This is a genomic window from Bacillus daqingensis (genome assembly GCF_042654445.1).
Classification (GTDB): Bacteria; Bacillota; Bacilli; order Bacillales; family Salisediminibacteriaceae; genus Alkalicoccus; species Alkalicoccus luteus.
Map to the genome: position 1 here is coordinate 245,753 of NZ_JBHSGK010000013.1, position 25,489 is coordinate 271,241.

The following is a 25,489-nucleotide window of genomic DNA, read 5'->3' on the forward strand; positions in this document are numbered from 1 at the left end:
TTTTTCACCTCCGCCTGCATGGATTTTCTTGAAGTTTATGAACAAGTCATGAATAGATGCCGGTTTCTGTAAATCCTTTGTTAGGAAACCGTAAATTCGGTAGGCACGCTGGCCCCCTTCCTGCATAATCAGGGACGAACAAGCAAATTAAATCATGATAAGGGGTTTTGAGGACATGAAAAAGGCAACAGCGCTATTCACAGCAGCTGCTGCAGCTATGATGCTTGCAGCCTGCGGGGACGGAAACGATGAAAATATGAACGGCGGCAGCGACAACAACGCACCGGCCGACAATGCCGACGCAGAAGTAAACGTCGATAACGATATGAACGGAGAAGATGAAGCCGAAGCAGCAGAAGAAGATGCAGACCGGCCGGATGAAATCGTCATGGGATTTGTACCGTCATCTGACTCGGACCAGATCGCAAGCACTGTCGAGCCGCTCGCAGACGAGCTGTCTGAGATTCTCGGCGTAGAAGTTGAAGGAACGGTGATGACGAACTACTCCGCACTTGTAGAAGCAATGGGAAGCGGTCAGGTACAAATTGGCTTTATTCCGGCTTTCGCTTACGTACTGGCAAGCGAGCGCTACGATATTGATGCCATTCTCAAATCCGTCCGCGACGGCGAGGACAGCTACCGCGCCCAGTATTCAGTAAGAGCTGATTCAGATTTTGAAACACTCGAGGACCTTGAGGGGGCTGACTGGGCCTTTGTCGACGTCGCATCAACGTCCGGGTATTTGTTCCCTGCTACCGAAATCCGCAATGACTTCGGCATGAATGAAGAGGAGTTCTTCGGCGGCATGGTCGAAGCCGGCTCCCATGACAACGCGCTGATTACGGTGCTTGAAGGAAATGCTGATGTGGCTACAACGTTTGAAGATGCGCGCGGCATCATCGAAGACGACTATCCGGAAGTAATGGACGAAGAAGACGGCCTGCGCGTGCTCGGCTACACGGAGCCAATTCCAAACGATACGATTTCCATACTCGGCGACATGCCGCAGGACTTTATCGATGAGATTCAGGAAGCGTTCCTTTCATTTAACGATGACGAAGACATGATTCAGATTATGGATGAGGTTTACGAGTGGACCGGAATCACCGAAGCAGATGACAGTGACTACGACATCGTCCGCGATGCGTACAATGAGTTCTCTGACGAAGTAGACCCGCTCGACTAATGCATGTACGCCCGTCGGAGCAGCGTCCGGCGGGTGTTTTGATGACCAGGAGGAATCAGAATGATTGAATTTAACAACGTCTCCCTTACCTATCCAAACGGGACGAAGGGATTAAAGAACATTAACGTCACGATCAATAAAGGCGACTTTGTCGTGATCGTCGGCCTCTCAGGTGCCGGTAAATCGACGTTTATCCGCAGCATTAACCGCATGGTAACCGCGACAGACGGTGAACTTCGCGTGAACGGCGACAACATCCTGCCGTATAAAGGAAAGAAGCTGCGGGATCTGCGCACAAACGTCGGCATGATCTTTCAGCATTATAACCTCGTCAAGCGCTCAAGCGTGATGAAAAACGTGATTGCCGGTCGTCTCGGTCATACCGGAACGCTCCGCACGCTCCTGCAGCTCTACAGCAAAGAGGATCTCTCGCTCGCCTACACGTCGCTGCAGCGGGTGAACATTGCCGAAAAAGTTCATGCCCGAGCGGACGAGCTTTCCGGAGGCCAGCAGCAGCGTGTGTCGATCGCACGTGTACTGACGCAGGAACCGGACATTCTGCTCGCCGATGAGCCCGTTGCAAGCTTGGATCCCCCGACGTCGCGTCAGGTGATGTCTTATTTAAAACGTGTTAATCAGGAGGACCAGATTACCACGATCGTCAACCTGCACTTTATCGATATGGCAATGGAATACGCCGATCGCATTATCGGCATGCGCGGCGGTGAAGTCGTGTATGACGGCCCGGCGTCCGACGTCTCAGAAAAAACGTTCGAGGAAATTTACGGCCGCACGATTCGTGAAGAGGACAAAGTCGGAGGCGAAGACCATGCCTCCTAGCACTGCCGTCATGCAGCAACACGCTGCGGAAGCACCGGGACTTCGCGCGAAAAAAACAAAATGGCGGCTCACCTTTATTTTCACATCGGTAGCCGTGCTTTATGCGCTGTCGCTGCTTTATACCAATGCTTCCCTTGCAGATCTGATCGCAGGCATTCCAACGATTCTGGCGATGTTCGGCCAGCTGTTTCCGCCGAACTGGGGCTATGCGCTTGAGGCTTGGTTCTGGCTTGCGCAGACGATTCAAATGGCGATCATTGCGTCCACGGTAGCTGCCGTCATTTGTATTCCCGTCAGCCTCATGGCGTCGTCCAACATTATGGAGAATCGCGTTCTGCACCACACGACGAAGCAGCTGATGAATATCCTGCGCACGATCCCCGATTTGCTGCTCGCTGTTATTTTCGTCGGATTATTCGGGATCGGTGTTTTCTCCGGGATTCTCGCGCTGATTATCTTTTCGCTCGGCATCCTTGCCAAACTGCTTGCAGAAACGATTGAAGCGATCGATAGCGAGCCGCTCGACGCGATCCGCGCAAGCGGCGGCAATACGCTTCAGGTGATTGCTTACGGAGTGATCCCGCAAATTCTGCCGCAGTATACGTCGTTCAGCCTCTACGTCTTTGAAATTAACGTCCGGGCCTCGCTTGTACTCGGCTTTGTTGGTGCAGGCGGGATCGGCCAGCTGCTGCAACGCTCGATCAGCTTCATGGACTACGACCGTACCATGATGATCATCTTTATTATATTTCTTGCTGTCGTCCTGATTGAGTACGTCAGCGGAAAAATCCGGGAGGCGATTCTCTGATGGAACAAACACTCAACCTCCCGCCGAAAAAAGTCGTCAGTCCGAAACGAAAATGGAAGATCGCTGCAGTCACGGCGGCGCTCGTCCTAATTTACGCTTGGACGTTTGCCGGGATCGGCATCGATTTCGCGAGAGTATTCAGCGAACAGACGCTGCAAAATGTCACCCGCGTGATTCCGCAGCTGTTCCAGCCGAATACAGCCGTCGCCGGTGAAGCTGCTGTACTCATGCTGCAAACGCTCGCCATGGCTTTTGCAGGAACGCTTATCGCTGCGGTACTTGCTGTTCCCTTCGGCTTTTTGGCGTCTAAAAATATGATTGCTTCGAAAACGCTGAACCTGTCGTCGAAGTGGTCACTGGATGCAATCCGCGCTTTTCCCGAGATCATGCTGGCGTTGATTTTTGTTTCCGCTGTCGGTCCATCGCCCTTTGCCGGCGTGCTGGCGATTGCGATCGGATCCATCGGCATGCTCGGAAAGCTGTACGCTGAAGTGATTGAGTCAGTGGACATGAAGATTGTCGAGTCGCTGGAGGCAAACGGGGCGAACCGAGCGCAGATTCTCTGGTACGGCATCGTGCCGCAGATTACGCCGGAATTTTTGTCCTATGCGATTTACCGCTATGAAATCGACGTCCGCTCCTCTACCATTCTCGGTCTCGTCGGTGCAGGCGGGATCGGTTTAATGATCCAGCTCGCCACCATGAACCGGAACTGGGACGAGGTTGGCATGGCCCTGATCGTCATCATTCTCGTCGTCACCGCGATCGATTATCTCAGTTCCTTTATCCGCAAACGAATCGTGTAAGCCGAACACAAAACGGTGCCGGGGATCATCTGCTGATCCACCGGCACCGTTTAGGTTGTTAGCGGTTCGCAGCTGTCAATTCAGCGTTTTTCTGAATTTCAACCGCATACCAGCTTGCTGCATCTCCGTTCTCATCTATATACTCCTCAAGCCCTGTCATGCCGCGGTGATACGCCGTCAGTGCATGATCCCAATCCTCGTATTTATCATACAGATAGGCAAGATAGGTGACGGAAAGCTGAATCGCATAGTGCGGATCAAACAGCTTCTCCTTTTCATAGTCCATCCCGGCCTTCTCTGCAATCCACGGACCTGTATTCTCCATAAATTGAGCAAGTCCGTACGCCTGTCCGTAGCGTGTTTCCGGACCTACGGCATCCGGGTCAAACGTTTCACCAGACTCGACTTTTAACAGCTCATAGACAATTAACGGATCAATCCCATACTTGTCCGCTTCCAGACCGAGCAGCACCGCCCAGTCCCGTTTGAAATAACCGTCACTGTCTATGTAGAGAAACTCAGAGAGTCCTTTGATGTCCTTCCAGTTGACTGCTCCCCGGATCGTGTAATCCTCCGGAAGCTCTGACGACGTATCAGCAAGCTCCAGCAGGGCGCTGTCAAATCCTGCACTGCGCTCCAAGGCCAGTGCATTCTTTGAAGCTGCCGGTTCTGACGCCGCACTCTGCGCCCCGTATTGCATCAGCAGAATGACAGCAAGCCCGATGTGCATCGTCTGCAGCAGCACGTTTCCTAAAATGGTATTTCGACGCATACAATCTCCTCTGCTTTCCGGCATCCTGCTCATGAGGAATGCCTGACGTGGCTAAGCATACGTATTGGCTGTTGCCCTGTTTCCTGTACTTCCCGCCTGCGCTATTTCTAAACATTTGTGCAGGAACGCCTGTTATTTGTATAATAATGGGAGAGAGGAGTGGAGGCTGATGATAATACGCTGCGCGCAGCCTGAAGACGCTGCAGGCATAGCCGGTGTGCAGGTGGACAGCTGGCGGGAAACATATGGCGGCATCGTTCCTGATTCGTATTTAAACAGAATGTCAACAGCGGACCGGAAACAAAAGTGGGCGAAAAAAACAGGTTCGGTTATAGTGGCAGAGAGCAGAGGGGAAATAGTCGGGTTTATTCATTACGGACCGGAGCGCTCCGGCAGCTGGCCTGGCTTTGACGGGGAACTATATGCACTTTACATACGAAGGCGGCATCACCGGCAGGGTATCGGTATCCAGCTGTTTAACGCTGCTGTAAACGAACTGGAACAGCTAGGCTGCCGCTCAGCCGTCTGCTGTGTGCTGGCAGAAAACGAATCTGCCCGGCTGTTTTATGAAGCACACGGCGGGAAGCAGATCGGCGACGATACATTTTTCATAGATGACGTACGCATGCACGAAGTTATTTACGGATGGGACCAGCTTCCCCGCCGCCAATAACGCCTCTATAAACGGATGTTTCACCTCCCCTGAAACGTGGAACGGATTTACAGACAGGAAAGGGGCCGGAATGATGAAGGAAAGCACCTATTTTCAGGAAAGCTATGAACAGTCCAGAGCCCTCTTCCGGACGCGCATCGACGATTTGCGTGCGAAGTGGGACAGGGTAGCTCTCTACAAGTGGTTTATTGGGGTGCCGCAGGATGACAATACGGCGGACGTTCTGCTGGCAGATGCCTCTGAATCTCCTGAGACACTGCTCATCATTACAAGCGGTCTTCACGGCATAGAAGGCTATGCCGGGGCTGCCGGGCTGCATCTCTTTATTGATGAATTGTTTCCATATGTCGATCCGAAAGTTACCGGCATCCGGCTCGTTCACGGCGTGAATCCATGGGGCATGCGGCACCGCCGCAGGGTCACGGCGAGAAACATTGATTTAAACCGCAACTTCCATAAAGACTGGGCGTACAGGCGGACGCTTATGCCCCTTCTGTACCAGCGGCGCCGCGATTTATTTACGCCAGAGTCTCCGCTGCCGCCAGATGTCCGGCACGAGCTTGCTGTTACCTATTCTGACAGCGAGCTCGAGGAAATGAAAAACACACCGCCGCCTCAGCATCAGGAGCGGTTCGGTCTCTATTTCGGCGGCGCGCAGATGGAGGAGGCTTCCCAAAAGCTTGCGCTCAGCTTTTCCGACTGGGCTGCGGGCTATAAACGAATCCTCCACCTTGATCTGCACACGGGCGGGGGTCCACAGGGCGAGCTTCAGATGATATTCAATGAAAATGAAACCCGTTCCCTCGAAGAACTGGAGCTCGAGGTAGCACATCCGTGGATTCAAAAGGCCGACGGCTCCGTCACACTTGGCGATGCGACCGCCGTTTTGCAGCAGTACTTAATGAGAACGTATCCCGGCAAACGCATCGTCTCTGCCTTGATGGAAGCTGGAACAGTTCCGGAAAATGCCGACGGCCTGCTGTTTTGCAGCCGTGCCATGATTGAAGAGCACGCTCTGTCGATCTCCAGTGACTACGTGTCGACCTCCTCCCAGGATATCCGGGAACACTTCCGGGCCTTATTTGATCCGAAGGACACCGCCTGGCGCCGGGAATACCTTCGTCAGCTGTACAAGGCCTACCTGGCTCTTTTCAGCTCAGAACACATCCTGAAATAGAAAACAAACAGAAACGCCCGGCTGACAGTCAGCCGGGCGTGTTCCTTATCTTGTCATCTTCTCGTTCCGGCCGGACGCGGCTATATAAATCCCGTCCAAATCGTGCCTTTCATCCGGGTTCCATTCGTTACTCTGATCATATCAACATCACTCCTTCAGTTAATTGTAAACCTTAGTAAAGCCGTCTGTTCTGCATAGGTCTTTCCTGATTCCGTCGAAACGCTTCTCGGCGTCTGGCAACGGCTGCTTCCCGCTTCCGCTCCTGTTCGCTGAAGCGCCTCCGCTTGATCAGCACAGTGAAAAAGATCAAGTTCAGCTGCATCGTACATCCCTCCTGCGCCCGGTGGATCTGCCGCGCGGAAGGTCTCTCCCTGTTCTCCTCCTTTCCAACCAATTAAAAAACCGGAGCCCTTCCTGTACAGCTGGTTCTTCTCCAGTCAGCCGGGCAGCTGACGATTCATCGAAGAGGCGTGTACAGGAAAAGGAACTCCGGTTCCGGTTTATTAAAGAACGATCTGTAACAGACAGCCGTTCTCTTACGAAGCGGTGTTCCTACTATATGTATGTGTGTGGATAGATTGCGTACGTGTAACTGTCATGGGAACACCGCTCCTCTCTGTTAGAATTTGTTATACGTTAAACATACTGAACCTTCCAGTCCCTGTAAAGCGTTTTTTGAAAATTAGGTCGATGGTTGACAATTTCATACAAAAAAACTGCCCTGCAAGGCAGGACAGCTAGGACTTCCTATTACGTGACAACAAAGCCAAATACGAGAACGACAACGAGCGCTACGGCAAATTGAATCCACATATTGGTTTTGAAACCGCCTGTCAGCGTTCCTTTACCAGTGCGCGTTGCGATCATTTCCATCGTATAAATCAGCCAGAACGCAAGAATTCCTTTTACAGCAGTTGCCCAATAGAAATTCATGATCACCATCGTAATACCCGTGACAAGAAGCAGAATATACATCAGGCGCAGCACCATGTGCATGATCTTTGCAGGCTTTGCTTTGCCTTTATTATAAAAAATCGTAATCAGGGCAAACAAAATCACTCCCACCAGCCAGAACAGCGAGTGTGAATGAAGAAATACATCATAACTCAAACCAGTCCCCTCCTTCCCTCTTCTTTCGCACATTTCATTATATCGGAAAAAAATCAGCCGTGCAAAACGGTCTGGTGACAAATCAGCGAATCCTTTTGCTTTAATCGCCATCAGCTTTTCTGTCACAATCAGACTGCAGCATGGATCAGCTGGACGATCTGATGCTGGATAGACCGATCCTCAGCGGCTGTGATTTACAGAGCCTTGGGCTGCTTGAGTCGTTATATCGATTAATGTATCCTGTAAAAAAAGAAAAAACGGGCACCGGCCCGTTTTCCCCTACTGCTGTATGATGCCTGTTCAGGCTATGAGTGCGTGGCGCGGGATCTGCCCTGTTCTTGGCTTCGCATCATGTAGCCAACGCCGCGAACGGTTTTGATGTAAGTTGGATTTCGTTTGTTCGGTTCGATTTTCTGACGAAGCCTGCTGATAAACACATCGATGATCCGCTCATCCAGATCCCGTTCTACATTAGATACGGCTTCAAGCAGGTCGCCTCGCGAAAAGGAGCGGTCTGGATGCTGCGTGAGATAAAGCAGAAGCTCAAACTCCCGCTTCGTCATTTCCACCCACTCCTCTTCTACAAACACGCTGTGCTGATTCAGATCAATCAGCAGCCTGCCGTTACGGATAATCATATCCGGTTCGGTCTCGTCCTGTGTCAAGGTGCAGCAGAGATCCCCTCTGCGAAGCACTGATTTCATGCGGGCGACCACCTCTTTGTAGCGGACCGGCTTTCGGATATAGTCGTCTGCGCCGAGTTCCAGGCTCAGCACGCAGTCTAATTCATCGTCACTCTCTGTCAGCATAATCAGCGGCGTCCAGTTTTGGTCCGCACGGATGTGCCGGCAAAAATCGAGTCCGCTGTCCCCGTCGAGCACGGCTGACACGACGATGCCGTCCGGCCGTCGGTGCAGGAGCGTCTTTTCCGCTTCCCGCACCGAGTTTTCCGTCCAGACGATAAAGCCTCCGCCGGAAAAGCTTTGCTTCAATTTATCCAGGAGGTCCGGATTCGTCTCAAGAATCAGAACCGACCGTTCCTTCATCCAACCACCACCTAGTTGAGATCAAACCTTTTTCCGTTCACTTCATAAATGATCCACTCTGCAATGTTCGTGCAGTAATCGCCGATTCGCTCCATATAGCGCGCGATAAACGCAAGCTGAGCTGTCTGATCAGCGCTGTAGTCCGATTTGAACAGTGCTTTAACAAGATCCCCGTAAGCCCGGTCAATCTCATCATCCATGCTGGCAATCTGCTGTGCTTTTAACACGTCTAGCGATGCATAGGCCTCCAGTACGCGGTCGATCATCACGGTAACCGATGCCTGAATCTGATCGAGATCCGCTTTATAGGCAAGGAATGCCTCTCGTGACGACATGTGCATATACGCTTTCGCCATATCAACGCTCAAATCGCCCATCCGCTCTAAATCACTGCTTATTTTCAGACAGACGATAATGTGGCGCAGGTCGCTCGCGACAGGCTGCTGCTTGGCAATGACGAGCGTCGCCTGTTCATTGATTTCGAGCTCTTTTGCGTTAATCGCATCATCTGCATCAATTAAGTCTTTCAGCGCCGGCACGCAGTCGCCGTCCATCGCATCGTACACGCTGTGAAACGCCTGCTGAATATCCTTTCCAAGTGCGGTAATGTCCTGCTTCAGCTGTTCCAGTTCAGTCATAAATGTATTTCGGATCATGTTGTTCTCTCCTTACCCGAATCGTCCGGTGATATAGTCTTCTGTACGGCTGTCATTCGGATTTGAGAAAATCGTATCGGTTTTATCAAATTCAACTACTTCGCCGTTCAGGAAAAATGCCGTCCGGTCGGAAATTCGTGCCGCCTGCTGCATATTGTGTGTGACGATCATAATCGAGTATTTCGCTTTCAGTTCCTGAACGAGTTCTTCTACCTTCAAGGTTGATTTCGGGTCAAGTGCCGATGTCGGTTCGTCCATGAGAATGACGTCCGGCTCTACCGCGAGGCACCGGGCAATGCAGAGACGCTGCTGCTGGCCGCCGGACAGGCCGAATGCGTTCTCCTGCAGACGGTCTTTTACTTCATCCCAGATAGCTGCGCCTTTTAAGCTTTCCTCCACAATCTGCTCAAGCAGTTTTTTATCACGAATGCCGTGAATTTTCGGGCCGTACGCAACGTTATCAAACACTGACTTTGGGAACGGATTCGGCTTTTGAAACACCATGCCGACACGCGTGCGGAGCTCTTCTACCGGAAAGCGGCGGTCGTAAATATTCTGGCCGCGGTAGTAGATCTTGCCTGTCACCTTGACGTCTGGATTCATTTCCACCATGCGGTTCAATGTTTTAATGTACGTTGATTTGCCGCAGCCGGACGGACCGATAATCGCCGTTACTTCCTGCTCACGCTGCTCCAGCTCAATATCATGCAGCGCGTGTGTTTTTCCGTACCAGAGGTTAACCTTTTCTGTACTGTAGACAACTTCTTTTTTCGCTTCAGCCTTTTCCCCTTGCGGCTGCAGCTCTACCTTTGTGTTTTGCTTTACTGATACCTGACTCATGATCAGACATCCCCTTTCGTTATCGTTAGAATCGTTTCTGGAACTTGTTGCGGATTAAAATCGCAGTTGCATTCAGAATGAACATGACGACGAGCAGCACGACGATCGTTGCAGCCGCCAGTGACGCAAGCTCAGCGTTCAGTGCAGCGTCAATTGTCCAGTAGTAAATCTGCACCGGCAGCACGGTAAAGCTGTCGAACAGTCCGGATGGGAGCGGAATGAGCAGTGCCGGAATCCCGATCGCAATCAGCGGTGCGGTTTCTCCGATGGCACGCGACATTGCTAAAATCATTCCGGTTAAGATACTTGGAAGCGCAGCAGGAAGTACGACGTTTTTGATCGTCTGCCAGCGCGTCGCCCCCATACCGAACGACGCTTCCCGCAAATAAGACGGGACCGCACGGAGCGCTTCCTGCGAGGCTACGATGACGATCGGCAGTACGAGCAGCGACATCGTCAGAGCACCTGCCAGCACGACAGAACCCATACCGAGCATCCGGACGAACACGGTCAGACCGAGCAGTCCGAAAACGATCGACGGCACACCTGCAAGGTTGGATATATTCGTTTCAAAAAACGTGCGGACACGTCCTTCTTTCACATACTCTTCCAGGTAAATGGCGGTCGCGACCCCAAGAATCATCGTGAGCGGACCGACGATAATCATGAGCCAGAGCGTACCGGTGATCGCACCGATAATGCCTGCATTTTGTGCATCAAATGATGTGACGCTCGTTAAAAAGTTCCAGTTAATCCAGCCCCAGCTGTCGGTAATCACGTCGTACAGCAGAACAGCCAGCACGACAAGACCGAACAGCGTCGAGCCGAAAAAGAGGCCGCGGATGATTTTGTTGACGGCAATCCGCTTTGGCAGCTGCCTGGATACCGCTTCCTGGTCGATATAATTCATTGCCATATCAGTATGCCTCCCTGAATCGCTTCGATATATATTTCGCCAGCATGTTCATCGCCAGCGTAAAGAAGAAGAGCGTGATGGCGACGGCGTACAGACTGTAGTAGGCGGTCGTGCCGGCTCCGGCATCTCCGCTTGTGACCTCTACAATGTAGGCGGTCATCGTCTGCATCGACTGGGTGATATCGAAGGTAAGGTTCTTGTTGCTTCCGCTTGCAATCGTGACGATCATCGTTTCCCCTATTGCCCGGGAAATACCGAGAACGAATGAAGCGATAATACCGGAAATTGCAGCAGGAATGACAACACGGACGGTTGCTTCAAACTTTGTGGCTCCAAAGGCCATTGCGCCTTCTCTCATGGAGTTCGGAACCGAGCTCAGTGCATCCTCGGATAACGAGGCGACCATCGGAATGATCATGATCCCCATGACGATCCCCGGACTGAGAATGTTCGTACGGTCCAGAATCGGTATGATTTCTCTGAGCACTGGTGTAACAAACGTAAAGGCGAAAAACCCGTAAACAATTGTTGGAATTCCTGCTAAAACTTCAACGATCGGCTTCAGTACGCGCCTTGCTGATTCTGTCGCATACTCACTTAAATAAACAGCCGTCGTTAAACCAATCGGAATCGCCACAAACATGGCAATCACCGTCGATAACAGCGTGGCGGATAACAGCGGCAAAATACTGAATGTTGGATTGTTGCGGTTCAGCGGCTGCATGTCAGTTGATGTAAAGAACTCCCTGAATGAAACCTCTGAAAAAAACATCACCGTTTCCACGATCAGCGTCAGCAGAATACCGACGGTCGTGAGAACCGATACAGAAGCTGCCGCAAACAGAAAGGCTGGTACAAGCTTCTCCAGCTTCTGCCTTTTGCTCTTTTGCCGTTTTTCTTTAATTAATGCACTTACACTCGTGGACTGTGCCATCCCCGATTCTCCTCTCTTTTCTCCCGCCTCTTTAAAGGCCCCCTGGGTATTGAACAGAAGGAAAGCAGGGCAGCACGTGCTGCACCTGCCGCTTTCCCTAAATTAATTAATCGCTTCTACTTCTTCAATCTGCTCCTGAAGCTGTTCTTCCGGCAGCGGTGCAAAACCTGTTTCCGGCGCAAGCTCATCTGCTACTTCAAATACGTAGCGGGCATAATCTTTCACAGCCGGGTTCTCACGGGCAGCATCTACGTTCAGGTTTGTAAATACTTCACGCGTATATTCTGCATAGTCACCTTCGAGGTCGATCGTATCGAGTGACGGGGTGATATTGCCTTCCCCAAAATCGATGGACACAACGCCAAGTGCGTCCTGGTTGTTCTCATAATAACCAAAGCCGAAGAATCCAATGGCGTTCTCGTCGTCGTTTACGAGTTCAACGAGTGTCGGATATTCCTGCTGCAGGTTCGTGCCATCTTTCAGATCTTGACCATCGATCAGTTCATCAATGAAAAATTCGTACGTACCATGGTTCTCGTTCGGGCCGTATGTGTTAATTTCTTCTTCCGGCCAGTCGGAGTTAATATCAGACCACATCACCGTATCATCATCGCTGATTGCGCCGGAAATAAAGATCGACTCTACTTCTTCCACCGTCATTTCTGTTGCCCAGTCGTTATCCGGGTGAAGCACGATCGTCATGCCGTCAAGCGCAACCGGAAACTCCATATTTTCGATTCCGTTTGCTTCCATTTCCTCTATTTCCTCATCGCGCACGTTTCGGGACGCGTTCGCAAAATCCGTTTCGCCTTCAACGTAGCGCTGCATGCCGGCGCTCGTTCCTGCTCGGCTTACTTCTACGCTGACGTTCGGATTTTCTTCTACCATGTACTGCTCTGCAATTCTGGACATGAGCGGATAAACGGTACCAGATCCGTCAATTGATACGGAGCCGGAAATGTCCTCATCAGCGCTGCTATTTGCTCCTTCATTATTGTCAGCAGCTTCGTTTGCTTCCTCTGCATTGTTTCCGCCTGCGTTATTTGCTGCGTTGTCACCGGATGCTTCTTCATTTCCACCACATGCTGCCATAACGGCCATTGAGCTGATTGCGATGACGCTGAGTCCAAACTTTTTCACGTACATTTCCTCCTTGGTTAGAAACCGTTTTGTTTTGCCTCACAAGAATGAGTATAGGCTCCGTTTGTTAACCTCACATGAATTGCATGTAAAGGTTTGTAAAGCAATTGTTAAGATTGTCTTTACATATGAACGTGACTTAGGAAGGTGGTAAGAGAAGCTGAGTTTTGAGACAATACAGGAAAGAGAAGGGTGGAGGAGGAGATAGGATGGAGGTAAAGCTTGATGCGGAAGTCGCTCAGCAGGTGGAGCGGATGGACTGGGAAGCCGTCTTTACTGATTCATCGGCGCCCGCATCCCTGATGGAAACGCTGATGCGCTATACGAGAAGAGAACTGGATCATCTGAGAAAGCTTGCAGCTGTGAAAGGCTTCAGCAAGCTGAACAAAGCAGCGCTGGCTGAAGCACTGCGGGAGCACGCGCTGCATCAAATAACCGACGTTCTCATGAAAGCCGACAGCAGACGGGCTAACGTTCTGCAACAGCTTGCGGCTGATGGGGTTTATGACGTTGCTGATATTAACGATCTTCATTTTGTTCACATTGAATATTTACAGCAGCTCTATTTCATTCGTGCCGTTCGGGAATCAGAGCGGTTTTATCTGGCGGTCAGTCCGGATGTACAGCAGCGGATGCAGGAAGTGTTAAAAGAAAACCCTGAATTCAGCGCTGTCTGGGAGCGAAACGATATCATCTGCGGCACAGCGCTTGGCTGCGCCGTTCATTACGGCGTCGTCACCGTGCCGACGTACGTCGCGATGGTCCAGCGCGCCCTGCCTGACGCTGATGAATCGACGATTTTAGGTATTTTCGAAGAATTTACTTACTGGAATCCGTACGAAGTGTTTTTAGAGGACGGGCTGCTCGCACAGACCGAGCTGACGCTTCCTAACCGTGATCCTCTCGGTCTCCTGGAGGAGCAGTTTTCAAGGCCGATCGGCTATGCAGAGGTAGCGCCTGAGCTTCTCGCCAGCTACCAGGACAGCGCCGGCCCGGCAGATACTGCTCCGGTGCGGAAGTTTGCCGCATTTATGGAGAACACACTCGGTATCGAGAAAGAGGAAGCATGGAAAGACGCCGCACTTTTAGAGCACTCGTTCCGAATGGGTGATTCATTCAATGAGGAAGCAGTCGAGTTCGTGGAACGGTTTGAAATAGCAGATGATCAGGATGCAGCGAAAACGATGGCAGCGATGCAGCAGCTGTACAATCATACGAAGCAGTGGATGTTAAAAGGCTATGCGCCTGTTGAGGTGCCCAATCCGGCAGCTGCCAAATCACCGGTCGTCTCCAAAGTATCACGAAACGCCCCCTGCCCGTGCGGGAGCGGAAAAAAGTATAAAAAATGCTGCGGGGCATAGAAACGCATATTACTAAAAAAGAGAGGCTGATCGTTTAAATACGATCAGCCTCTCAGAGTGTTGATAAAGTCATTTTAAGTGAATAACGTTGCATCTGCCTGTATCTGCGGACACTCGCTTTCCGGAGGGAACGGGCTCAGCTAACCGCTTCCTCCTGCTGTCGGAAGCGCTGGATCTTCGCCTCGTTCTGATCCTCCAGGAGTCGAGCTCCTTCGATGTCGGCAGCTGGCAGTACGGTTCATATGTGTGGTTAGGCCTGCACGTCGGCTTCCATACGGATAGAACCTTCCCTATACGACGTTTCGATGTTGAATAGGGATGCCAATTCTTCCTACAATTCCGTATAAAAGGTTAAAAAAGCGGTCGCACCTGCCTGTCGTGACGTTGTTCTCCATGAATCAGAGCCGTTTCCCCGATGTGTCCGGCGGGGACGCCCGTGGGATCAGCGCAGTCTGAAGATCCTTTCTCAGGGGTCGCCCTGAGAAATAGCTGAAGGCCAGCCCACGGCAGGCTCGGTAAGCGGAGGGGAAATACAATCAAACGAACAAATATGTAAGTTGAAAGACCTTTTCAACAGCCTGAGAGGCTGATCGTTTAAATACGAGCAGCCTCTCAGGTTGTTCATCTCTATTCTGCTTGCATCGTAAGTCCCGCTTCAGCAAGCTTTACACTGCCGCCGAACGTAGCTTCCGCTTCGCGTTTCAGCTCTGCCACCTCCCCAAAGTGAGGCAAATGGGTCAGCCACAGCTCCTGGACACCGGCTAAGGCAGCTAGTCTGCCGCACTCCACGCTCGTCATGTGTCCGAACGCGCCTGCATCCTGTCCAGCATAAAAGCTGCATTCGGCGATGAGCAGATCTGCTCTTTTCGCAAACGCGGCCAGCTTTTCATCATAAACGGCGTCGGCCGTAAAGACGATCGTGCGCCCCTCTGCCTCGAGCTTGACCGCATAGCACGGCACAGGGTGTCCAGTCTTTTGAAAAGTAACCGTGACGCCGCCGAACGTCAGGCGTTCCGTCGGATCATAAGGAATGATGACCGCTGCCGGCTCTTTTTCGTACTGCTCGTAGTGCAGCCTGCTTTCCTCCGGGTAGTGGATCGCAAGCGTCTGATCCGTATCGTTGAGTGCCTGGTCGACAACGCGGCTGTATACGAGAGCCCCTAGATCGGCCACGTGGTCAAAATGATGATGCGTGGAAATAACAGCAGCAATGTTCCTTCGGTCTGTATATGCCTGAAGCGTACTTAACGCCCCGCTTCCACAGTCGATTAAAAAGCTGTAACCTTTATGCTCAACGATATAGCAGGCTGACGCTTCCCCCTGTTCCGGAAACGCCCCCCACCTGCCGACAACTGTTATTTTCATTTGCTGTCACGCTCCTTTTTTTTATGAGCTACCTTGAAAATAGCTCGTTCAACCAACATACATCAAGCTGTTCCACTCTCGGCGAAGGCTTACCCAAGGGCTTGTTCTCGACTACTATTGGCGAAAGTTAAAGCAGCTGTAGCAATCCTCCCCAGACAAGCTTTTACTTCACGTATGTAACCCATTTTTTCAAAACCGTTTCACCGGACTCGCTGCTGGCAGAAGGTTCCCCTTACCCTTGTTTTCGTATACAAAAAAAGCTCCTTCCATAAAGGAAGAAGCCTGCCGGCTTATGCTTCAACAGCTGCCGGTACCGGGTAAACGCTGACGCGCTTGCGGTCGCGTCCAACACGTTCAAATTTAACAACGCCGTCGACTTTCGCAAATAGCGTGTCGTCGCCGCCTTTTCCAACGTTCACACCTGGGTAGATGCGCGTTCCGCGCTGACGTACGAGAATAGAGCCGCCAGTTACAGACTGTCCGTCTGCACGCTTAGCACCAAGACGCTTGGACTCGGAGTCACGGCCGTTCTTTGTACTACCTACACCTTTTTTCTGTGCGAAAAACTGAAGATCCAGATTGAATAGCATGGTCTTCACCTCCCGTGATTTAAGAATGGACACGAATAAATTCGCCGTACTGGTCTTCGATCGTTTTGAGAGAAACGAGAAGTCCTTCAAGCAGGAGCTGAACCTGGCTGAATACCCGCTCCGGCAGGCCTTGCGGCACTGCTGCAGACAAATATCCGCCTCCGCTCTCCATGCCGACGTCAAGCTTCGTCCCGGTCAATTCATACACCGCGTTAACGGCTCCGAATGAAACCGCAGAAGCTCCGGCACAGACGAGATCGTATCCATAGGGACCGGATTCAGCGTGACCGCTCATTGTAAAGGACGTGACCGCCCCGTTTTCATCGCGTTCGAAGTGAACATGTATCATATAGCTTGGACCCTGTTACAGGCTGATCTTGTCGACAGTCAGCTTTGTGTATGGCTGACGGTGACCCTGCTTGCGGCGGTAGTTCTTCTTTGCCTTGTACTTAAAGACAGTGATTTTCTTGCCGCGGCCGTTTTTCTCAACCTTTGCAGTAACAGTAGCTCCGTCGAGAAGTGGAGCTCCGACCTTTGTTTCGTCTCCGCCTACGAGCAGAACACGGTCAAATGTGACAGTGTCACCTGCTTCCACGTCAAGCTTTTCAACGAAAATCTCCTGGCCTTCTTCCACTTTAACCTGCTTACCACCAGTTTCAATGATTGCGTACATCTTGCGCACCTCCTCTTGGACTCAGACTCGCCTTTGCAGGTGCGTCAGACGCTTAAAAACCTGCTCCGTGCGGTTACAGTCATTTGGGCGCAGCCAAATAACTAACAAAGGAAATCATACCATAGCAGAACTATCAGCGTCAATCGCTTTTTCGATCAGGAACGAACGCCCCCGAGACGCTCTCCGCTCTCCTTTACTTCATCCACCGTGCCGGTTCGAACAAGCTCTGCGTTTCCGCTTGTGCGGCGGATGCGGATAAACAGCTCCGGCAGAGAGGTTGAGAAGGTTTCCTTCCTTAAATAAGCGGCAAGCCGTTCCGGCACCTCGAACAGGCACGCCTCCGCCTCAACCGCGGCTGCCTGCTGCTTCAGCTCTTCTGTCAGCTGCCAGCGGGTTTTCTGCCTGCCGCCGCCGGAGCAGCATGTGCACGGCTCCGTCAGCAGCTGGCTCAGCTTCCGTCTCGTCTGCTTACGCGTCATTTCCATATTTCCAAGCTTCGTAAAGCCGGCGACGTTTGTCGTCGATCCGTCCCGCCTCAGCGCCTTCCGCAGCGTATCGTCCACCTGCTGCGCCGCCTCCCTGGCATTCATTTCGATGAAATCAATGATCACCATGCCTCCGATGTTGCGCAGGCGGAGCTGCCTGGAGATCTCCTCCGCTGCGGCCATGTTGACCTCAAACGCAGTATCACGCATCCCGGAGGTCCCGGTGTATTTGCCAGAGTTTACATCTATAATCGTCATCGCTTCGGTTTCCTGAATCATAAGGGAACCGCCGTTTTTCATCCATACAAACGGACGCAGGCTTTTTTCAAGCTCCTTATCGAGATGATAGGCAGAAAACAGCGAACCATTCTGCCACGTCACGTGCGGGGATTTCCGTTTCCACTGCGCCGCAAGCTCCGCATCATTGGTGATCACTTCGGTACCGGCAGCGCCGACGTAATCCTTTTCCACACGAAGGTCGGTCCGCGACTCATCGTAGTAAAGCGTTCCAGGCGCCTTCGGTTTTTCTTGAAGTATGCCTGCAATCCGGGAGCGGAGCAGTTCAAACTCATCCTGTAAGCGTAACAGCTCGGCCTGTTCGGCATTCGTCCGTACGATGATGCCCTCCTGCCCCGTCAGCCAGCTGCGCACCTCCCGCCTGAGACCGGCGCGGCTCTCATCCGATATTTTTTTGGAGACAGCCGCATAGCCGCCGAACGGCATATAGATCGTGTATGTGCCGGAAATCGACAGCAGCATCGTCAGCGAGCAGCCCTTCGACCCGGCTGCTTCCTTTTTCACTTGAACGATAACCCGGTCTCCTTTTTGCAGAAGCGATCCTGCTTTCGGAGCCGGCTTGCCGTTCTCCTGCAGCTTCCACGCCTGATAGTCAGGGTGCTCTTTTATATGTAGATACCCGTGCTTGTCATCACCAATGTCGATAAACGCAGCATCCATACCGTTTAAGACATTTTCCACTCGTCCTGCAATGATCATGCCCTCCTGCAGTGGTCCGTGCACGTCATCAATGAGCCATTCCCGCACCGATCCATGCTCCAGCACCGCCCCGCGGTGTCCGATATCCAATTTTTCGACTATCACCGTGCGATCCATGTCGTCCGCCTCCTCTGAACGTTAAGTGTAGCATACCTGCCCGCTCCCAGCCTATTCCTCCGTGTATAACCGGCAGATGCCTCCTCAAGACAGGCATTCATTTTCCCCTGCAGCTAATCATGCAAAAAAACGCGCCGCAGGGTGGCTGACCCGGGCGCGTCTGATGGACCGTTATTCTTTTACAGAACCGGACGTGAGTCCTGCTACAATTCGTCGCTGGAAGATCAGCACGATGATGACAATTGGAATCGTCACAATCACGGTTGCTGCCGTAATGTCGCCCCACGGAATGGTGAACTGCGACTGATAGAGGGACAGCCCGACCGGAATCGTCCGCCAGCTGTCGTCCGAGTTAATTGTTAATGCGAACAGAAACTCGTTCCAGGCGGCAATAAACACGAGAATCGCTGTCGTGAAAACCCCGGGAGCCGCAAGCGGAAAAATAATTTTCCGAAATGTCTGAAACGGTGTCGCTCCATCCAGCTTTGCTGACTCCTCCAGCTCATACGGAATCTTTTTAAAGAAGGTTGCCAGAATCCAGATAGCGAGCGGCAAGCTGATCGTAATATACGGAATGACAAGCCCCATGTAGCTGTTACGCAGGCCCAGTCCCTGGATCAGGTTAAAGATTGGGGAAATGATCGCAATCTGTGGAAACATAGCCGCTGCGAGCACGATCCCGAGTATCGTTCCTTTAAATTTAATCGGCAGCCTTGTGACGGCATAAGCCGCTAGCGATGCTACCGAGATCGCCAGAATCGTCGTCAGACCGGAGACAGCGATACTATTCCACATGTACAAAAACAGCGGACGCGTCTGAATCGCATTGATATACGAATTCAGCGATGGTTCCGTTGTAAACCAGGCAAAGCTCGAGAATATTTCACTCGGCGGCTTCAGGGAAGTCAGGAAGACCCAGATAAACGGGAACATCGTGACGAAAATAAAGATGCTCAAAAAGATGTAAAACGGCAGTCCTGCTTTTTTCCTCATCGTGAATCGCCTCCTTCTGCGTTATTTTTTGTCCTCGAACAGATCCGAGCCAATCAGCTTAATGAAGAGAATACTGATCAGAGCGACGGAAATAAACATGATCACGGAAAGCACGGAGCCTTCTCCAAAATTCTGCTGGGCAAAGAGCACCTGGTAGGCATAAACCGAAATTGATTCCGTCGAGTTTGCCGGGCCCCCGCCTGTTAAAACGTAGATCAAGTCAAATACCCGGAAGGCATCAAGCGTACGGAACAGCAAGGCAACGAGAATCGCTGATTTCAGCATCGGCAGCGTGACATAGAAGAAGCGCTGCACTCTCCCTGCACCATCTACTTCCGCCGCTTCGTATAGCGACTCGGAAATCGTCTGCAGACCGGCAAGAAGCAGGAGTGCCATGTACGGCATCGTTTTCCAGACGTCTGCCAAAATGATGGAGAACATAGCACCTGATCCTGTACTCAGTAATACCGATGAGTCAGAGATCAATCCGAGCTGTTCAAAGTAATGCGCCACAATCCCGGACTGTCCGTCGTAAAGGTAGCTCCACATCATCGCACTGACCGCTGTCGGAATCGCCCACGGAATCAGTACGGCAGCCCGCACCGCACCGCGGCCGATGAAAGCCCGGTTGATGACGAGTGCGACGGCGAGTCCGATGATCAATTCAAAGAAGACGGATACGACAGTGAAGAACACGGTGTTCCACATCGCTGACCACGTTCTCGCTTCTGTTAAGTACTTGCCGTAGTTTTGCAGTCCGATAAAGTTCGGGCGGATCATGCTGCGATCCAGCTGGCCGATTTGAGCATTGGCATCGGCGATTGTCTGCGCGAGTTCTTCATCCTCTTCTTGTTCAAAGAAGGTACCCAGCTGTTCATCAGCCGATTCCAGAACGTCAATGTAGTCTTCCGAAAAACTGTTATCGATCTGACCGTACTTCAAGTCGTTATCGTTCACCGGCTCAAAGTTCATCACCATTTCGTCAACGATAGCAAACTGGTCGCCGATATTGTCAGATTCTACAATCATTTGATGATAGTCAGCGATCTCATTTTGAATGGAGATCACCGTATCTCCCATTTCGGTCCCTTCTGTTTCAGCTACGAGCTGCTCCATATCACGCTCGTAGAAAAAGTAATTATCCGCGTACCGCTCCAAGTCAATTTGATAGCTGAGCGTCGTCTGGTTTCTCGTCGGATCATTTAACCGGTAGTCAAACATACTGTTATAAAATGACTGCGCCACCGGCCAGAGTGTGACAGCAAAGATGAGTATCAGCGCCGGAAGCACCATCAGGTAGCCGAGCTGTGACTCACTGAGCTGAAACTTTTTCTTTTTATCTCCCATGTCATCTTCCTCCTTCTCCGCGGCACGTTATGACCTGCTATTGAAATCGATTTCAGTACCAAGCATGGCTGTCCCTTCTTCGTTACGTTGACTCTCTGATGATCAACTGCAGCGGGAGCAGTTCTTTTTTGTAGGTTACTTCACGGTTGTGACGGATCATATCCACCATCATTTCCATTGCCCTCGTCCCCATGAGCTTCGTCGGCTGATCAATTGTCGTAATGCCTGGATCAATTAAATCTGCCAGCGGCTGATTATCAAAGCCTACGACAGCCAGGTCATCGGGCACACGGCAATGGAACCGTTTTGCCTCCTGGATTACCCCGGCAGCAACCTCATCTCCTCCTGCAAAAATAGCAGTCGGCCGGTTTTCCATCGCATACATGCGGTGGAAAATGTTTTTTCCGTCTTCAATGCCGTAAAAGCTTGGAAATAAGTAGTCGTCGACAATCGGAATGCCTGCTTCCATCATTGCCCGTTTGAAGCCTGCGAATCGGTCACGCGTCAGCTCAATCCGGTCGGTTCCGCCTGCATAGGCGATGTTTTTATGCCCGCGGTCAATCAAATGCTTCGTCCCGATATACCCTCCGTACTCCTGATCGCAGACGATCATCGGCATATCAGCAGCAGAGTCATATTCGTTGCAGCTGATGATCGGACCGAAGCGGGTATACGGTTCAATATCCTTCCAGCGATTCTGCAGGGACGCGAGAATAATGCCATCGACCTGCTTTGTCTTCAGCAGCTCCAGCTGCTGGAGCTCCCGTTCCTTTTCCAGCCTCGAATCGCAGAGAATAAGCTGGTAACCCCGTTCTGCTGCTATTTTCTCCATCGCATCCACAAGGTGGCCAAAAAAAGGATTGACGATCCGTGAAATAATGACGGCAATAGTATTCGTACGCTGCCCGCGGAGCCTTCTTGCCGACGAATTCGGAACATATCCGAGCTCTTCCATCGCCGTGAGCACCAGCTTCCGTTTTTTCGGATCGACGTAGGGATGGTTGTTAATTACGCGTGAGACTGTCGTCGGAGACAGTCCTGTCTTTGCTGCCACTTCCTTAATCGTTGCCATACCATGCCCTCCCTCCCCGCCTTTCTACACCAAAAGAGCCTGTTGGCCGTATGATGGTTTCACGCGCTAGGCTTGTAAAAAAGAGCATCCCGGCCAGAGGTGAATCCCTCTGGTCCGAGACGCCCCTGTGTGTGCTTATTCGTCCAGTGCGGACTGAATTTCCTGTTCCATGTTCTCGATCGCTTCTTCAGCTGAAATATCGCCGGAAAGCGCACGGGACAGTTCGATCTGCATGATATCTGAAATCTGCGGGTAGATTGGTGTAACCGGACGCGGTACCGCATTCTCGAGCGTTGCAACGAATTCCTCGTCTGCAAACAGCGGAGCAGCATCCTGTACTTCCTCATCTTCGTAAAGGTCACGCAGCGTCGGCGCTGATCCGCCTTCAATTGCCGTAATCTTCTGTCCTTCAGGGCCTGTCATAAACTTCACGAACTCCCACGCTTCTTCCGGATGTTCAGAGTTACGGTTAATCATTGTCATCCAGCCGCCGAGACCAGCTGCACTTCCCTCATCGCCTGCCGGCAGGAGCGCAAACTCCACGTTGCCCTGCACCTGGGAGATTTCCTCGTCTTCCGTCATCGCCTGCATGTACGGCCAGTTACGAGCAAAGACAGACTGTCCTTCAAGGAAGGCGGTGTGCGTAGCAGGCTCATCAAAGTTTAAAATGTCGCCTGGTACGAAATCAGACTGTACAATTTCAATCATTTTCTCAAGAGCAGCAACGGCTTCCGGAGAGTTAATCGTTACGTTCTGATCTTCGTCAATAACTTCTGCGCCGTATGCACCGAAGAATTCAATCGCGTTTACCACAAGTCCCTCATACTGGTTCGCCTGCATCAGGTACCCAAAGTCTGTGCCTTCTTCACCTGCATATTCGCCAGCCATGTCGATCAGCTCGTCCCATGTTTCAGGAGGTCCGTCTACGATGTCAGAGCGGTAGTAGAGAAGTCCGGCATCTGTAAACTTCGGCATCGCCCACATACGGCCGTCAAACGTACCGGAATCTACCGTTCCTTCAAAGTAGTCATCGAGGTCAATTCCGTCACGCTCAATAAAGCGGTCCAGCTCAAGCACGTAGTTTGCCTGTGCAAATTCAGCCGGCCAGATTACGTCTGCATCAAAAACGTCGATCGAGGCATCGCCGCCGGAAAATTCCGTTACGTACTGGTCATGGGACTGACCTGTATCAGCCGGCATTTCCCGGAATTCAACGTTGATGTTTGGAAACTCTTCTTCAAATGCTTCTACGAGTACATCTGTCGCACCTGTAGCATCCTGTCCCCGGGCATAAGTGATCGTTACCTCTTCGCCGTCCGCTGCTTCTTCCCCATCGTTCTCTTCTGCGTCTTCGTCAGCCGCCTCATCGTCGTTATCCATGTCTTCATTCATGTCATCCGCATCGTTGTCTGCAGCATTATTTGTGTCTGCATTTGCGTTGTCAGCCCCGCCGTTGTTCTCCATGTTGTCTCCGCCGTCATTGCCTCCACACGCTGCAAGAACACCTACCATTGATAATGCCAGGACACTCGTCAGAACTCTGTTTCTAATGCGCATGCCGTTTCCCCCTTAAAGAAATTAGATGTGTGATAACGATTTCAGAGTCCGCTCATAAAAATGGATGCCTTTCCGCCGGTTATTTCGCCAAACGAACAACATCCACAACTTGTCGGTGCGACTGGAATCGCTTTCATACGCTTAGTATATTTCCATATGATAACGATTTCAAGCTTTATTTTTAGAAAATTTTATATTTCGATAACAACATAATGATAAACCCTTGCGCCCCAACTGTTTACTCTGTAAAAAAATCTGTCCGCACACAAGGGACAACAAACAAATTGTGTCAATTCCACCCTGATTTAGACCTGTGGTTCGTGCAGAAAGATGCCTGTGAAGAGAGCGAGAAATTGTTCTGATCTATTCATAAAACCGTGAGTGATTCGAAAATGTGCGAAACAAGCGCGGCTGCATGCCGGTAAAAGCAAAAAAAACCGCCCGGATGGGCGGTTTTAGGAAGCGGAGTTTCAGCCTCGCATACCGAGAAATTTCTTCACGCGCGTCAGCATGCTCGTATCTTCTTCCAGCGACATAAGCGGTACCGATTCACCATTTAAGCGGCGGGCAATGTTGCGGTATGCGATCGATGCCCGGCTTTTTGGAGACAGCGCAGCAGGCTCACCCGAGTTGGATGATTTGATGACGTGGTCATCATCTGCTACGATACCGAGAAGGTCAACGGCGAGAATGGAGACAATTTCATCGACGTCCATCGATTCACCTGACTTCATCATATGGCTGCGGATCCGATTGACAACAAGCCGCGGCGTTTCCACGTGCGTCTCCTTCTCCAGAAGACCGATGATGCGGTCTGCGTCACGTACAGACGAAATTTCCGGGGTCGTAACCACGATTGCTTTGTCTGCTCCTGCGACTGCATTTTTGTACCCCTGCTCAATTCCTGCAGGACAGTCGATTAATATGTAGTCAAACTGCTCTTTCAGCTCCGTGACAAGCTCCTTGATCTGTTCCGGTGCCACTGCGTCTTTGTCTTTCGTCTGCGCAGCAGGCAGCAGGTAGAGAGATTCAAACCGTTTGTCTTTAATCAGGGCCTGCTGCAGCCGGCAGTTGCCTTCTGCGACATCGACCAGATCATAAATGATCCGGTTTTCAAGCCCCATAACGACATCCAGGTTGCGCAGGCCGATATCTGTATCAACCAGGCATACGCTGAAACCGTTTAATGCCAGTGCCGTTCCAATATTTGCAGTTGTCGTTGTTTTTCCGACGCCGCCTTTTCCTGACGTCACGACGATGGCTTCTCCCACTGCACTCTCCCCTTTCGCACGTTGCCGAATTCTGCTTTTATTCTATCATACAATCGCCGCTCGTCTACTCCTCCCCGGACAATTCCGGTCGGAGAATCCCGAGCTTCTGGGCCCGCTCAAGCTCTAGAGAACCTTCATCGTTCACATAGGCACATTCGAACATCCCGCGCCACTCCTCATCCTCCGGCGGCTGCCGGACGACGTGGGCAATCCGCAGCTGGGATGGATCCATAAAAGAGGCGGAGATCACTGCTCGTACATCGCCGTCTGTTCCTGCATGCGCCACGCCCTTCAGACTGCCGAGCACGTAAATGCTGCCGGTCGTCTTCAAAACGGCCCCGGGATTGATATCGCCTATGAGAATCACGTCTCCCTCAAGCTCAAGCACCTGGCCGGATCGGATAACGCGGGCCATCCGGATCATCTGCTTTTTACGGACGAGGGCTTCTGCCTCTTTCCGGGAAACGACTTCGGACCTGATGTCGGTGACGTCAAGCGGAAAGCTGGTTTCCAGAAGCTCCTTGAGCTCCCGTCTGTCGCCGTCGCTGAGATACCGTCTTCCAGCATCTACGATCACCTGGAGTCGTTCATCCTTTGCAGATATCAGCTTATCCTTTTGATCGTTCAACTGCTTTTCCATCTGTTCAAGCATGGTACGGAAAGGACTTTCATCATCCAGCAGCAGCTGAAGTCCCTGTTTCGTACCTTTCAGCGTGACATAAGAGCGAACCTGTGCCACCTGCGTCACCTCCATCCCC

Annotated in this window: 27 protein-coding genes and 1 other annotated feature; of the genes, 7 read left to right on the forward strand and 20 right to left on the reverse strand. The window is 51.6% G+C overall.

The features are described from left to right. Positions 1 to 175 precede the first annotated feature (175 nt). From ACFO4L_RS12490 to phnE (ACFO4L_RS12505), 4 genes are read left to right on the forward strand one after another with little or no spacing between them, the layout of a single operon-like run. The gene (locus ACFO4L_RS12490) at positions 176 to 1,186 is read left to right on the forward strand and encodes a phosphate/phosphite/phosphonate ABC transporter substrate-binding protein (RefSeq protein ID WP_377910009.1); all 1,011 of its coding nucleotides are present in this window, start codon (positions 176 to 178) and stop codon (positions 1,184 to 1,186) included. A gap of 60 nt (positions 1,187 to 1,246) precedes the next feature. Then, positions 1,247 to 2,026 carry a phosphonate ABC transporter ATP-binding protein gene (gene phnC / locus ACFO4L_RS12495; protein ID WP_377910010.1) on the forward strand — a complete coding sequence of 260 codons (780 nt, stop codon included), beginning with the start codon at positions 1,247 to 1,249 and terminating at the stop codon, positions 2,024 to 2,026. After that, on the forward strand, positions 2,016 to 2,834 hold the full coding sequence (gene phnE / locus ACFO4L_RS12500; protein WP_377910011.1) for a phosphonate ABC transporter, permease protein PhnE: 819 nt from the start codon (positions 2,016 to 2,018) through the stop codon (positions 2,832 to 2,834). The genes phnC and phnE (ACFO4L_RS12500) overlap by 11 nt, the downstream gene beginning before the upstream one ends. Next, entirely contained in the window at positions 2,834 to 3,640 is an 807-nt protein-coding gene (phnE, locus tag ACFO4L_RS12505; RefSeq protein WP_377910012.1) for a phosphonate ABC transporter, permease protein PhnE, read from the forward strand. Before phnE (ACFO4L_RS12500) ends, phnE (ACFO4L_RS12505) begins: the two co-directional genes overlap by 1 nt. A gap of 58 nt (positions 3,641 to 3,698) precedes the next feature. Here the strand turns inward: phnE (ACFO4L_RS12505) and ACFO4L_RS12510 are convergent, their stop codons facing one another. Then, the gene (locus ACFO4L_RS12510; protein ID WP_377910013.1) at positions 3,699 to 4,412 is read right to left on the reverse strand and encodes a lytic transglycosylase domain-containing protein; all 714 of its coding nucleotides are present in this window, start codon (positions 4,410 to 4,412) and stop codon (positions 3,699 to 3,701) included. A gap of 169 nt (positions 4,413 to 4,581) precedes the next feature. On the opposite strand from ACFO4L_RS12510, the gene ACFO4L_RS12515 reads away from it, so the two are divergent. Both ACFO4L_RS12515 and ACFO4L_RS12520 read left to right on the forward strand, forming a co-directional pair. Then, positions 4,582 to 5,085 carry a GNAT family N-acetyltransferase gene (locus tag ACFO4L_RS12515; RefSeq protein ID WP_377910014.1) on the forward strand — a complete coding sequence of 168 codons (504 nt, stop codon included), beginning with the start codon at positions 4,582 to 4,584 and terminating at the stop codon, positions 5,083 to 5,085. A gap of 73 nt (positions 5,086 to 5,158) precedes the next feature. Further along, complete coding sequence (locus tag ACFO4L_RS12520) at positions 5,159 to 6,262, forward strand: M14 family metallopeptidase (protein ID WP_377910015.1); 1,104 nt, start codon at positions 5,159 to 5,161, stop codon at positions 6,260 to 6,262. Between the two features lie 172 nt (positions 6,263 to 6,434). On the opposite strand, the gene ACFO4L_RS12525 is transcribed toward ACFO4L_RS12520, so the two are convergent. The 8 genes from ACFO4L_RS12525 to ACFO4L_RS12560 form a co-directional block, all read right to left on the reverse strand. Continuing rightward, positions 6,435 to 6,584 (reverse strand): YrzI family small protein, encoded by a 150-nt coding sequence (locus tag ACFO4L_RS12525; RefSeq protein WP_377910016.1) that lies wholly within the window; start codon positions 6,582 to 6,584, stop codon positions 6,435 to 6,437. A 428-nt stretch (positions 6,585 to 7,012) separates the two neighbouring features. Beyond that, entirely contained in the window at positions 7,013 to 7,372 is a 360-nt protein-coding gene (locus ACFO4L_RS12530) for a DUF1516 family protein (protein ID WP_377910017.1), read from the reverse strand. Between the two features lie 305 nt (positions 7,373 to 7,677). Beyond that, positions 7,678 to 8,418 carry a response regulator transcription factor gene (locus tag ACFO4L_RS12535; RefSeq protein WP_377910018.1) on the reverse strand — a complete coding sequence of 247 codons (741 nt, stop codon included), beginning with the start codon at positions 8,416 to 8,418 and terminating at the stop codon, positions 7,678 to 7,680. Between the two features lie 11 nt (positions 8,419 to 8,429). Next, positions 8,430 to 9,074: a phosphate signaling complex protein PhoU gene (gene phoU, locus ACFO4L_RS12540; protein ID WP_377910019.1), complete on the reverse strand. Its 645-nt coding sequence runs from the start codon at positions 9,072 to 9,074 to the stop codon at positions 8,430 to 8,432. Between the two features lie 12 nt (positions 9,075 to 9,086). Beyond that, on the reverse strand, positions 9,087 to 9,914 hold the full coding sequence (gene pstB / locus ACFO4L_RS12545; RefSeq protein ID WP_377910020.1) for a phosphate ABC transporter ATP-binding protein PstB: 828 nt from the start codon (positions 9,912 to 9,914) through the stop codon (positions 9,087 to 9,089). A 25-nt stretch (positions 9,915 to 9,939) separates the two neighbouring features. Beyond that, complete coding sequence (gene pstA, locus ACFO4L_RS12550; protein ID WP_377910320.1) at positions 9,940 to 10,824, reverse strand: phosphate ABC transporter permease PstA; 885 nt, start codon at positions 10,822 to 10,824, stop codon at positions 9,940 to 9,942. Between the two features lie 7 nt (positions 10,825 to 10,831). Further along, complete coding sequence (gene pstC, locus ACFO4L_RS12555) at positions 10,832 to 11,764, reverse strand: phosphate ABC transporter permease subunit PstC (protein WP_377910021.1); 933 nt, start codon at positions 11,762 to 11,764, stop codon at positions 10,832 to 10,834. A gap of 102 nt (positions 11,765 to 11,866) precedes the next feature. Then, the gene (locus ACFO4L_RS12560) at positions 11,867 to 12,910 is read right to left on the reverse strand and encodes a phosphate ABC transporter substrate-binding protein PstS family protein (protein WP_377910022.1); all 1,044 of its coding nucleotides are present in this window, start codon (positions 12,908 to 12,910) and stop codon (positions 11,867 to 11,869) included. Between the two features lie 203 nt (positions 12,911 to 13,113). On the opposite strand from ACFO4L_RS12560, the gene ACFO4L_RS12565 reads away from it, so the two are divergent. Then, a complete protein-coding gene (locus ACFO4L_RS12565; RefSeq protein ID WP_377910023.1) occupies positions 13,114 to 14,265 on the forward strand; it encodes an SEC-C metal-binding domain-containing protein in 1,152 nt (383 codons plus the stop codon). Between the two features lie 627 nt (positions 14,266 to 14,892). Here the strand turns inward: ACFO4L_RS12565 and ACFO4L_RS12570 are convergent. From ACFO4L_RS12570 to ACFO4L_RS12620, 11 genes are all read right to left on the reverse strand, one after another. Next, positions 14,893 to 15,630, reverse strand: a complete 738-nt coding sequence (locus ACFO4L_RS12570; RefSeq protein ID WP_377910024.1) for an MBL fold metallo-hydrolase — start codon at positions 15,628 to 15,630, stop codon at positions 14,893 to 14,895. A gap of 290 nt (positions 15,631 to 15,920) precedes the next feature. Further along, a complete protein-coding gene (gene rpmA / locus ACFO4L_RS12575) occupies positions 15,921 to 16,220 on the reverse strand; it encodes a 50S ribosomal protein L27 (protein ID WP_377910025.1) in 300 nt (99 codons plus the stop codon). Positions 16,221 to 16,239: 19 nt separating this feature from the next. Beyond that, positions 16,240 to 16,569, reverse strand: a complete 330-nt coding sequence (locus tag ACFO4L_RS12580; RefSeq protein ID WP_377910026.1) for a ribosomal-processing cysteine protease Prp — start codon at positions 16,567 to 16,569, stop codon at positions 16,240 to 16,242. A gap of 15 nt (positions 16,570 to 16,584) precedes the next feature. Next, positions 16,585 to 16,893 carry a 50S ribosomal protein L21 gene (rplU, locus tag ACFO4L_RS12585; RefSeq protein WP_377910027.1) on the reverse strand — a complete coding sequence of 103 codons (309 nt, stop codon included), beginning with the start codon at positions 16,891 to 16,893 and terminating at the stop codon, positions 16,585 to 16,587. A gap of 13 nt (positions 16,894 to 16,906) precedes the next feature. Further along, positions 16,907 to 16,978 (reverse strand) — a sequence feature (ribosomal protein L21 leader region). 70 nt (positions 16,979 to 17,048) lie between these two features. Next, positions 17,049 to 18,491, reverse strand: coding sequence for a ribonuclease E/G (locus ACFO4L_RS12590; protein WP_377910028.1), 1,443 nt, complete (start codon positions 18,489 to 18,491; stop codon positions 17,049 to 17,051). Positions 18,492 to 18,662: 171 nt separating this feature from the next. Next, positions 18,663 to 19,484, reverse strand: a complete 822-nt coding sequence (locus tag ACFO4L_RS12595; RefSeq protein ID WP_168005059.1) for a carbohydrate ABC transporter permease — start codon at positions 19,482 to 19,484, stop codon at positions 18,663 to 18,665. A gap of 21 nt (positions 19,485 to 19,505) precedes the next feature. Further along, on the reverse strand, positions 19,506 to 20,831 hold the full coding sequence (locus ACFO4L_RS12600) for a carbohydrate ABC transporter permease (protein WP_377910029.1): 1,326 nt from the start codon (positions 20,829 to 20,831) through the stop codon (positions 19,506 to 19,508). A gap of 82 nt (positions 20,832 to 20,913) precedes the next feature. Beyond that, positions 20,914 to 21,903, reverse strand: a complete 990-nt coding sequence (locus ACFO4L_RS12605; RefSeq protein ID WP_377910030.1) for a LacI family DNA-binding transcriptional regulator — start codon at positions 21,901 to 21,903, stop codon at positions 20,914 to 20,916. 135 nt (positions 21,904 to 22,038) lie between these two features. Further along, positions 22,039 to 23,460: an ABC transporter substrate-binding protein gene (locus ACFO4L_RS12610; RefSeq protein WP_377910031.1), complete on the reverse strand. Its 1,422-nt coding sequence runs from the start codon at positions 23,458 to 23,460 to the stop codon at positions 22,039 to 22,041. Between the two features lie 470 nt (positions 23,461 to 23,930). Continuing rightward, on the reverse strand, positions 23,931 to 24,731 hold the full coding sequence (minD, locus tag ACFO4L_RS12615) for a septum site-determining protein MinD (protein WP_377910032.1): 801 nt from the start codon (positions 24,729 to 24,731) through the stop codon (positions 23,931 to 23,933). A 64-nt stretch (positions 24,732 to 24,795) separates the two neighbouring features. After that, positions 24,796 to 25,470: a septum site-determining protein MinC gene (locus ACFO4L_RS12620; RefSeq protein WP_377910033.1), complete on the reverse strand. Its 675-nt coding sequence runs from the start codon at positions 25,468 to 25,470 to the stop codon at positions 24,796 to 24,798. Between the last annotated feature and the right edge of the window lie 19 nt (positions 25,471 to 25,489).

Bases quoted from the DNA above. Each gene is read 5' to 3' on its own strand.
- rplU (WP_377910027.1), bottom strand. From the start codon at position 16,893: ATGTACGCAATCATTGAAACTGGTGGTAAGCAGGTTAAAGTGGAAGAA.
- ACFO4L_RS12490 (WP_377910009.1), top strand. From the start codon at position 176: ATGAAAAAGGCAACAGCGCTATTCACAGCAGCTGCTGCAGCTATGATG.
- ACFO4L_RS12535 (WP_377910018.1), bottom strand. From the start codon at position 8,418: ATGAAGGAACGGTCGGTTCTGATTCTTGAGACGAATCCGGACCTCCTG.
- ACFO4L_RS12580 (WP_377910026.1), bottom strand. From the start codon at position 16,569: ATGATACATGTTCACTTCGAACGCGATGAAAACGGGGCGGTCACGTCC.
- rpmA (WP_377910025.1), bottom strand. From the start codon at position 16,220: ATGCTATTCAATCTGGATCTTCAGTTTTTCGCACAGAAAAAAGGTGTA.
- ACFO4L_RS12590 (WP_377910028.1), bottom strand. From the start codon at position 18,491: ATGGATCGCACGGTGATAGTCGAAAAATTGGATATCGGACACCGCGGG.
- ACFO4L_RS12510 (WP_377910013.1), bottom strand. From the start codon at position 4,412: ATGCGTCGAAATACCATTTTAGGAAACGTGCTGCTGCAGACGATGCAC.
- pstA (WP_377910320.1), bottom strand. From the start codon at position 10,824: ATGAATTATATCGACCAGGAAGCGGTATCCAGGCAGCTGCCAAAGCGG.
- ACFO4L_RS12570 (WP_377910024.1), bottom strand. From the start codon at position 15,630: ATGAAAATAACAGTTGTCGGCAGGTGGGGGGCGTTTCCGGAACAGGGG.
- phnC (WP_377910010.1), top strand. From the start codon at position 1,247: ATGATTGAATTTAACAACGTCTCCCTTACCTATCCAAACGGGACGAAG.
- ACFO4L_RS12560 (WP_377910022.1), bottom strand. From the start codon at position 12,910: ATGTACGTGAAAAAGTTTGGACTCAGCGTCATCGCAATCAGCTCAATG.
- ACFO4L_RS12595 (WP_168005059.1), bottom strand. From the start codon at position 19,484: ATGAGGAAAAAAGCAGGACTGCCGTTTTACATCTTTTTGAGCATCTTT.
- ACFO4L_RS12520 (WP_377910015.1), top strand. From the start codon at position 5,159: ATGAAGGAAAGCACCTATTTTCAGGAAAGCTATGAACAGTCCAGAGCC.
- phnE (WP_377910012.1), top strand. From the start codon at position 2,834: ATGGAACAAACACTCAACCTCCCGCCGAAAAAAGTCGTCAGTCCGAAA.
- ACFO4L_RS12610 (WP_377910031.1), bottom strand. From the start codon at position 23,460: ATGCGCATTAGAAACAGAGTTCTGACGAGTGTCCTGGCATTATCAATG.
- phoU (WP_377910019.1), bottom strand. From the start codon at position 9,074: ATGATCCGAAATACATTTATGACTGAACTGGAACAGCTGAAGCAGGAC.
- ACFO4L_RS12515 (WP_377910014.1), top strand. From the start codon at position 4,582: ATGATAATACGCTGCGCGCAGCCTGAAGACGCTGCAGGCATAGCCGGT.
- ACFO4L_RS12525 (WP_377910016.1), bottom strand. From the start codon at position 6,584: ATGCAGCTGAACTTGATCTTTTTCACTGTGCTGATCAAGCGGAGGCGC.
- ACFO4L_RS12605 (WP_377910030.1), bottom strand. From the start codon at position 21,903: ATGGCAACGATTAAGGAAGTGGCAGCAAAGACAGGACTGTCTCCGACG.
- phnE (WP_377910011.1), top strand. From the start codon at position 2,016: ATGCCTCCTAGCACTGCCGTCATGCAGCAACACGCTGCGGAAGCACCG.
- ACFO4L_RS12565 (WP_377910023.1), top strand. From the start codon at position 13,114: ATGGAGGTAAAGCTTGATGCGGAAGTCGCTCAGCAGGTGGAGCGGATG.
- pstB (WP_377910020.1), bottom strand. From the start codon at position 9,914: ATGAGTCAGGTATCAGTAAAGCAAAACACAAAGGTAGAGCTGCAGCCG.
- ACFO4L_RS12600 (WP_377910029.1), bottom strand. From the start codon at position 20,831: ATGGGAGATAAAAAGAAAAAGTTTCAGCTCAGTGAGTCACAGCTCGGC.
- pstC (WP_377910021.1), bottom strand. From the start codon at position 11,764: ATGGCACAGTCCACGAGTGTAAGTGCATTAATTAAAGAAAAACGGCAA.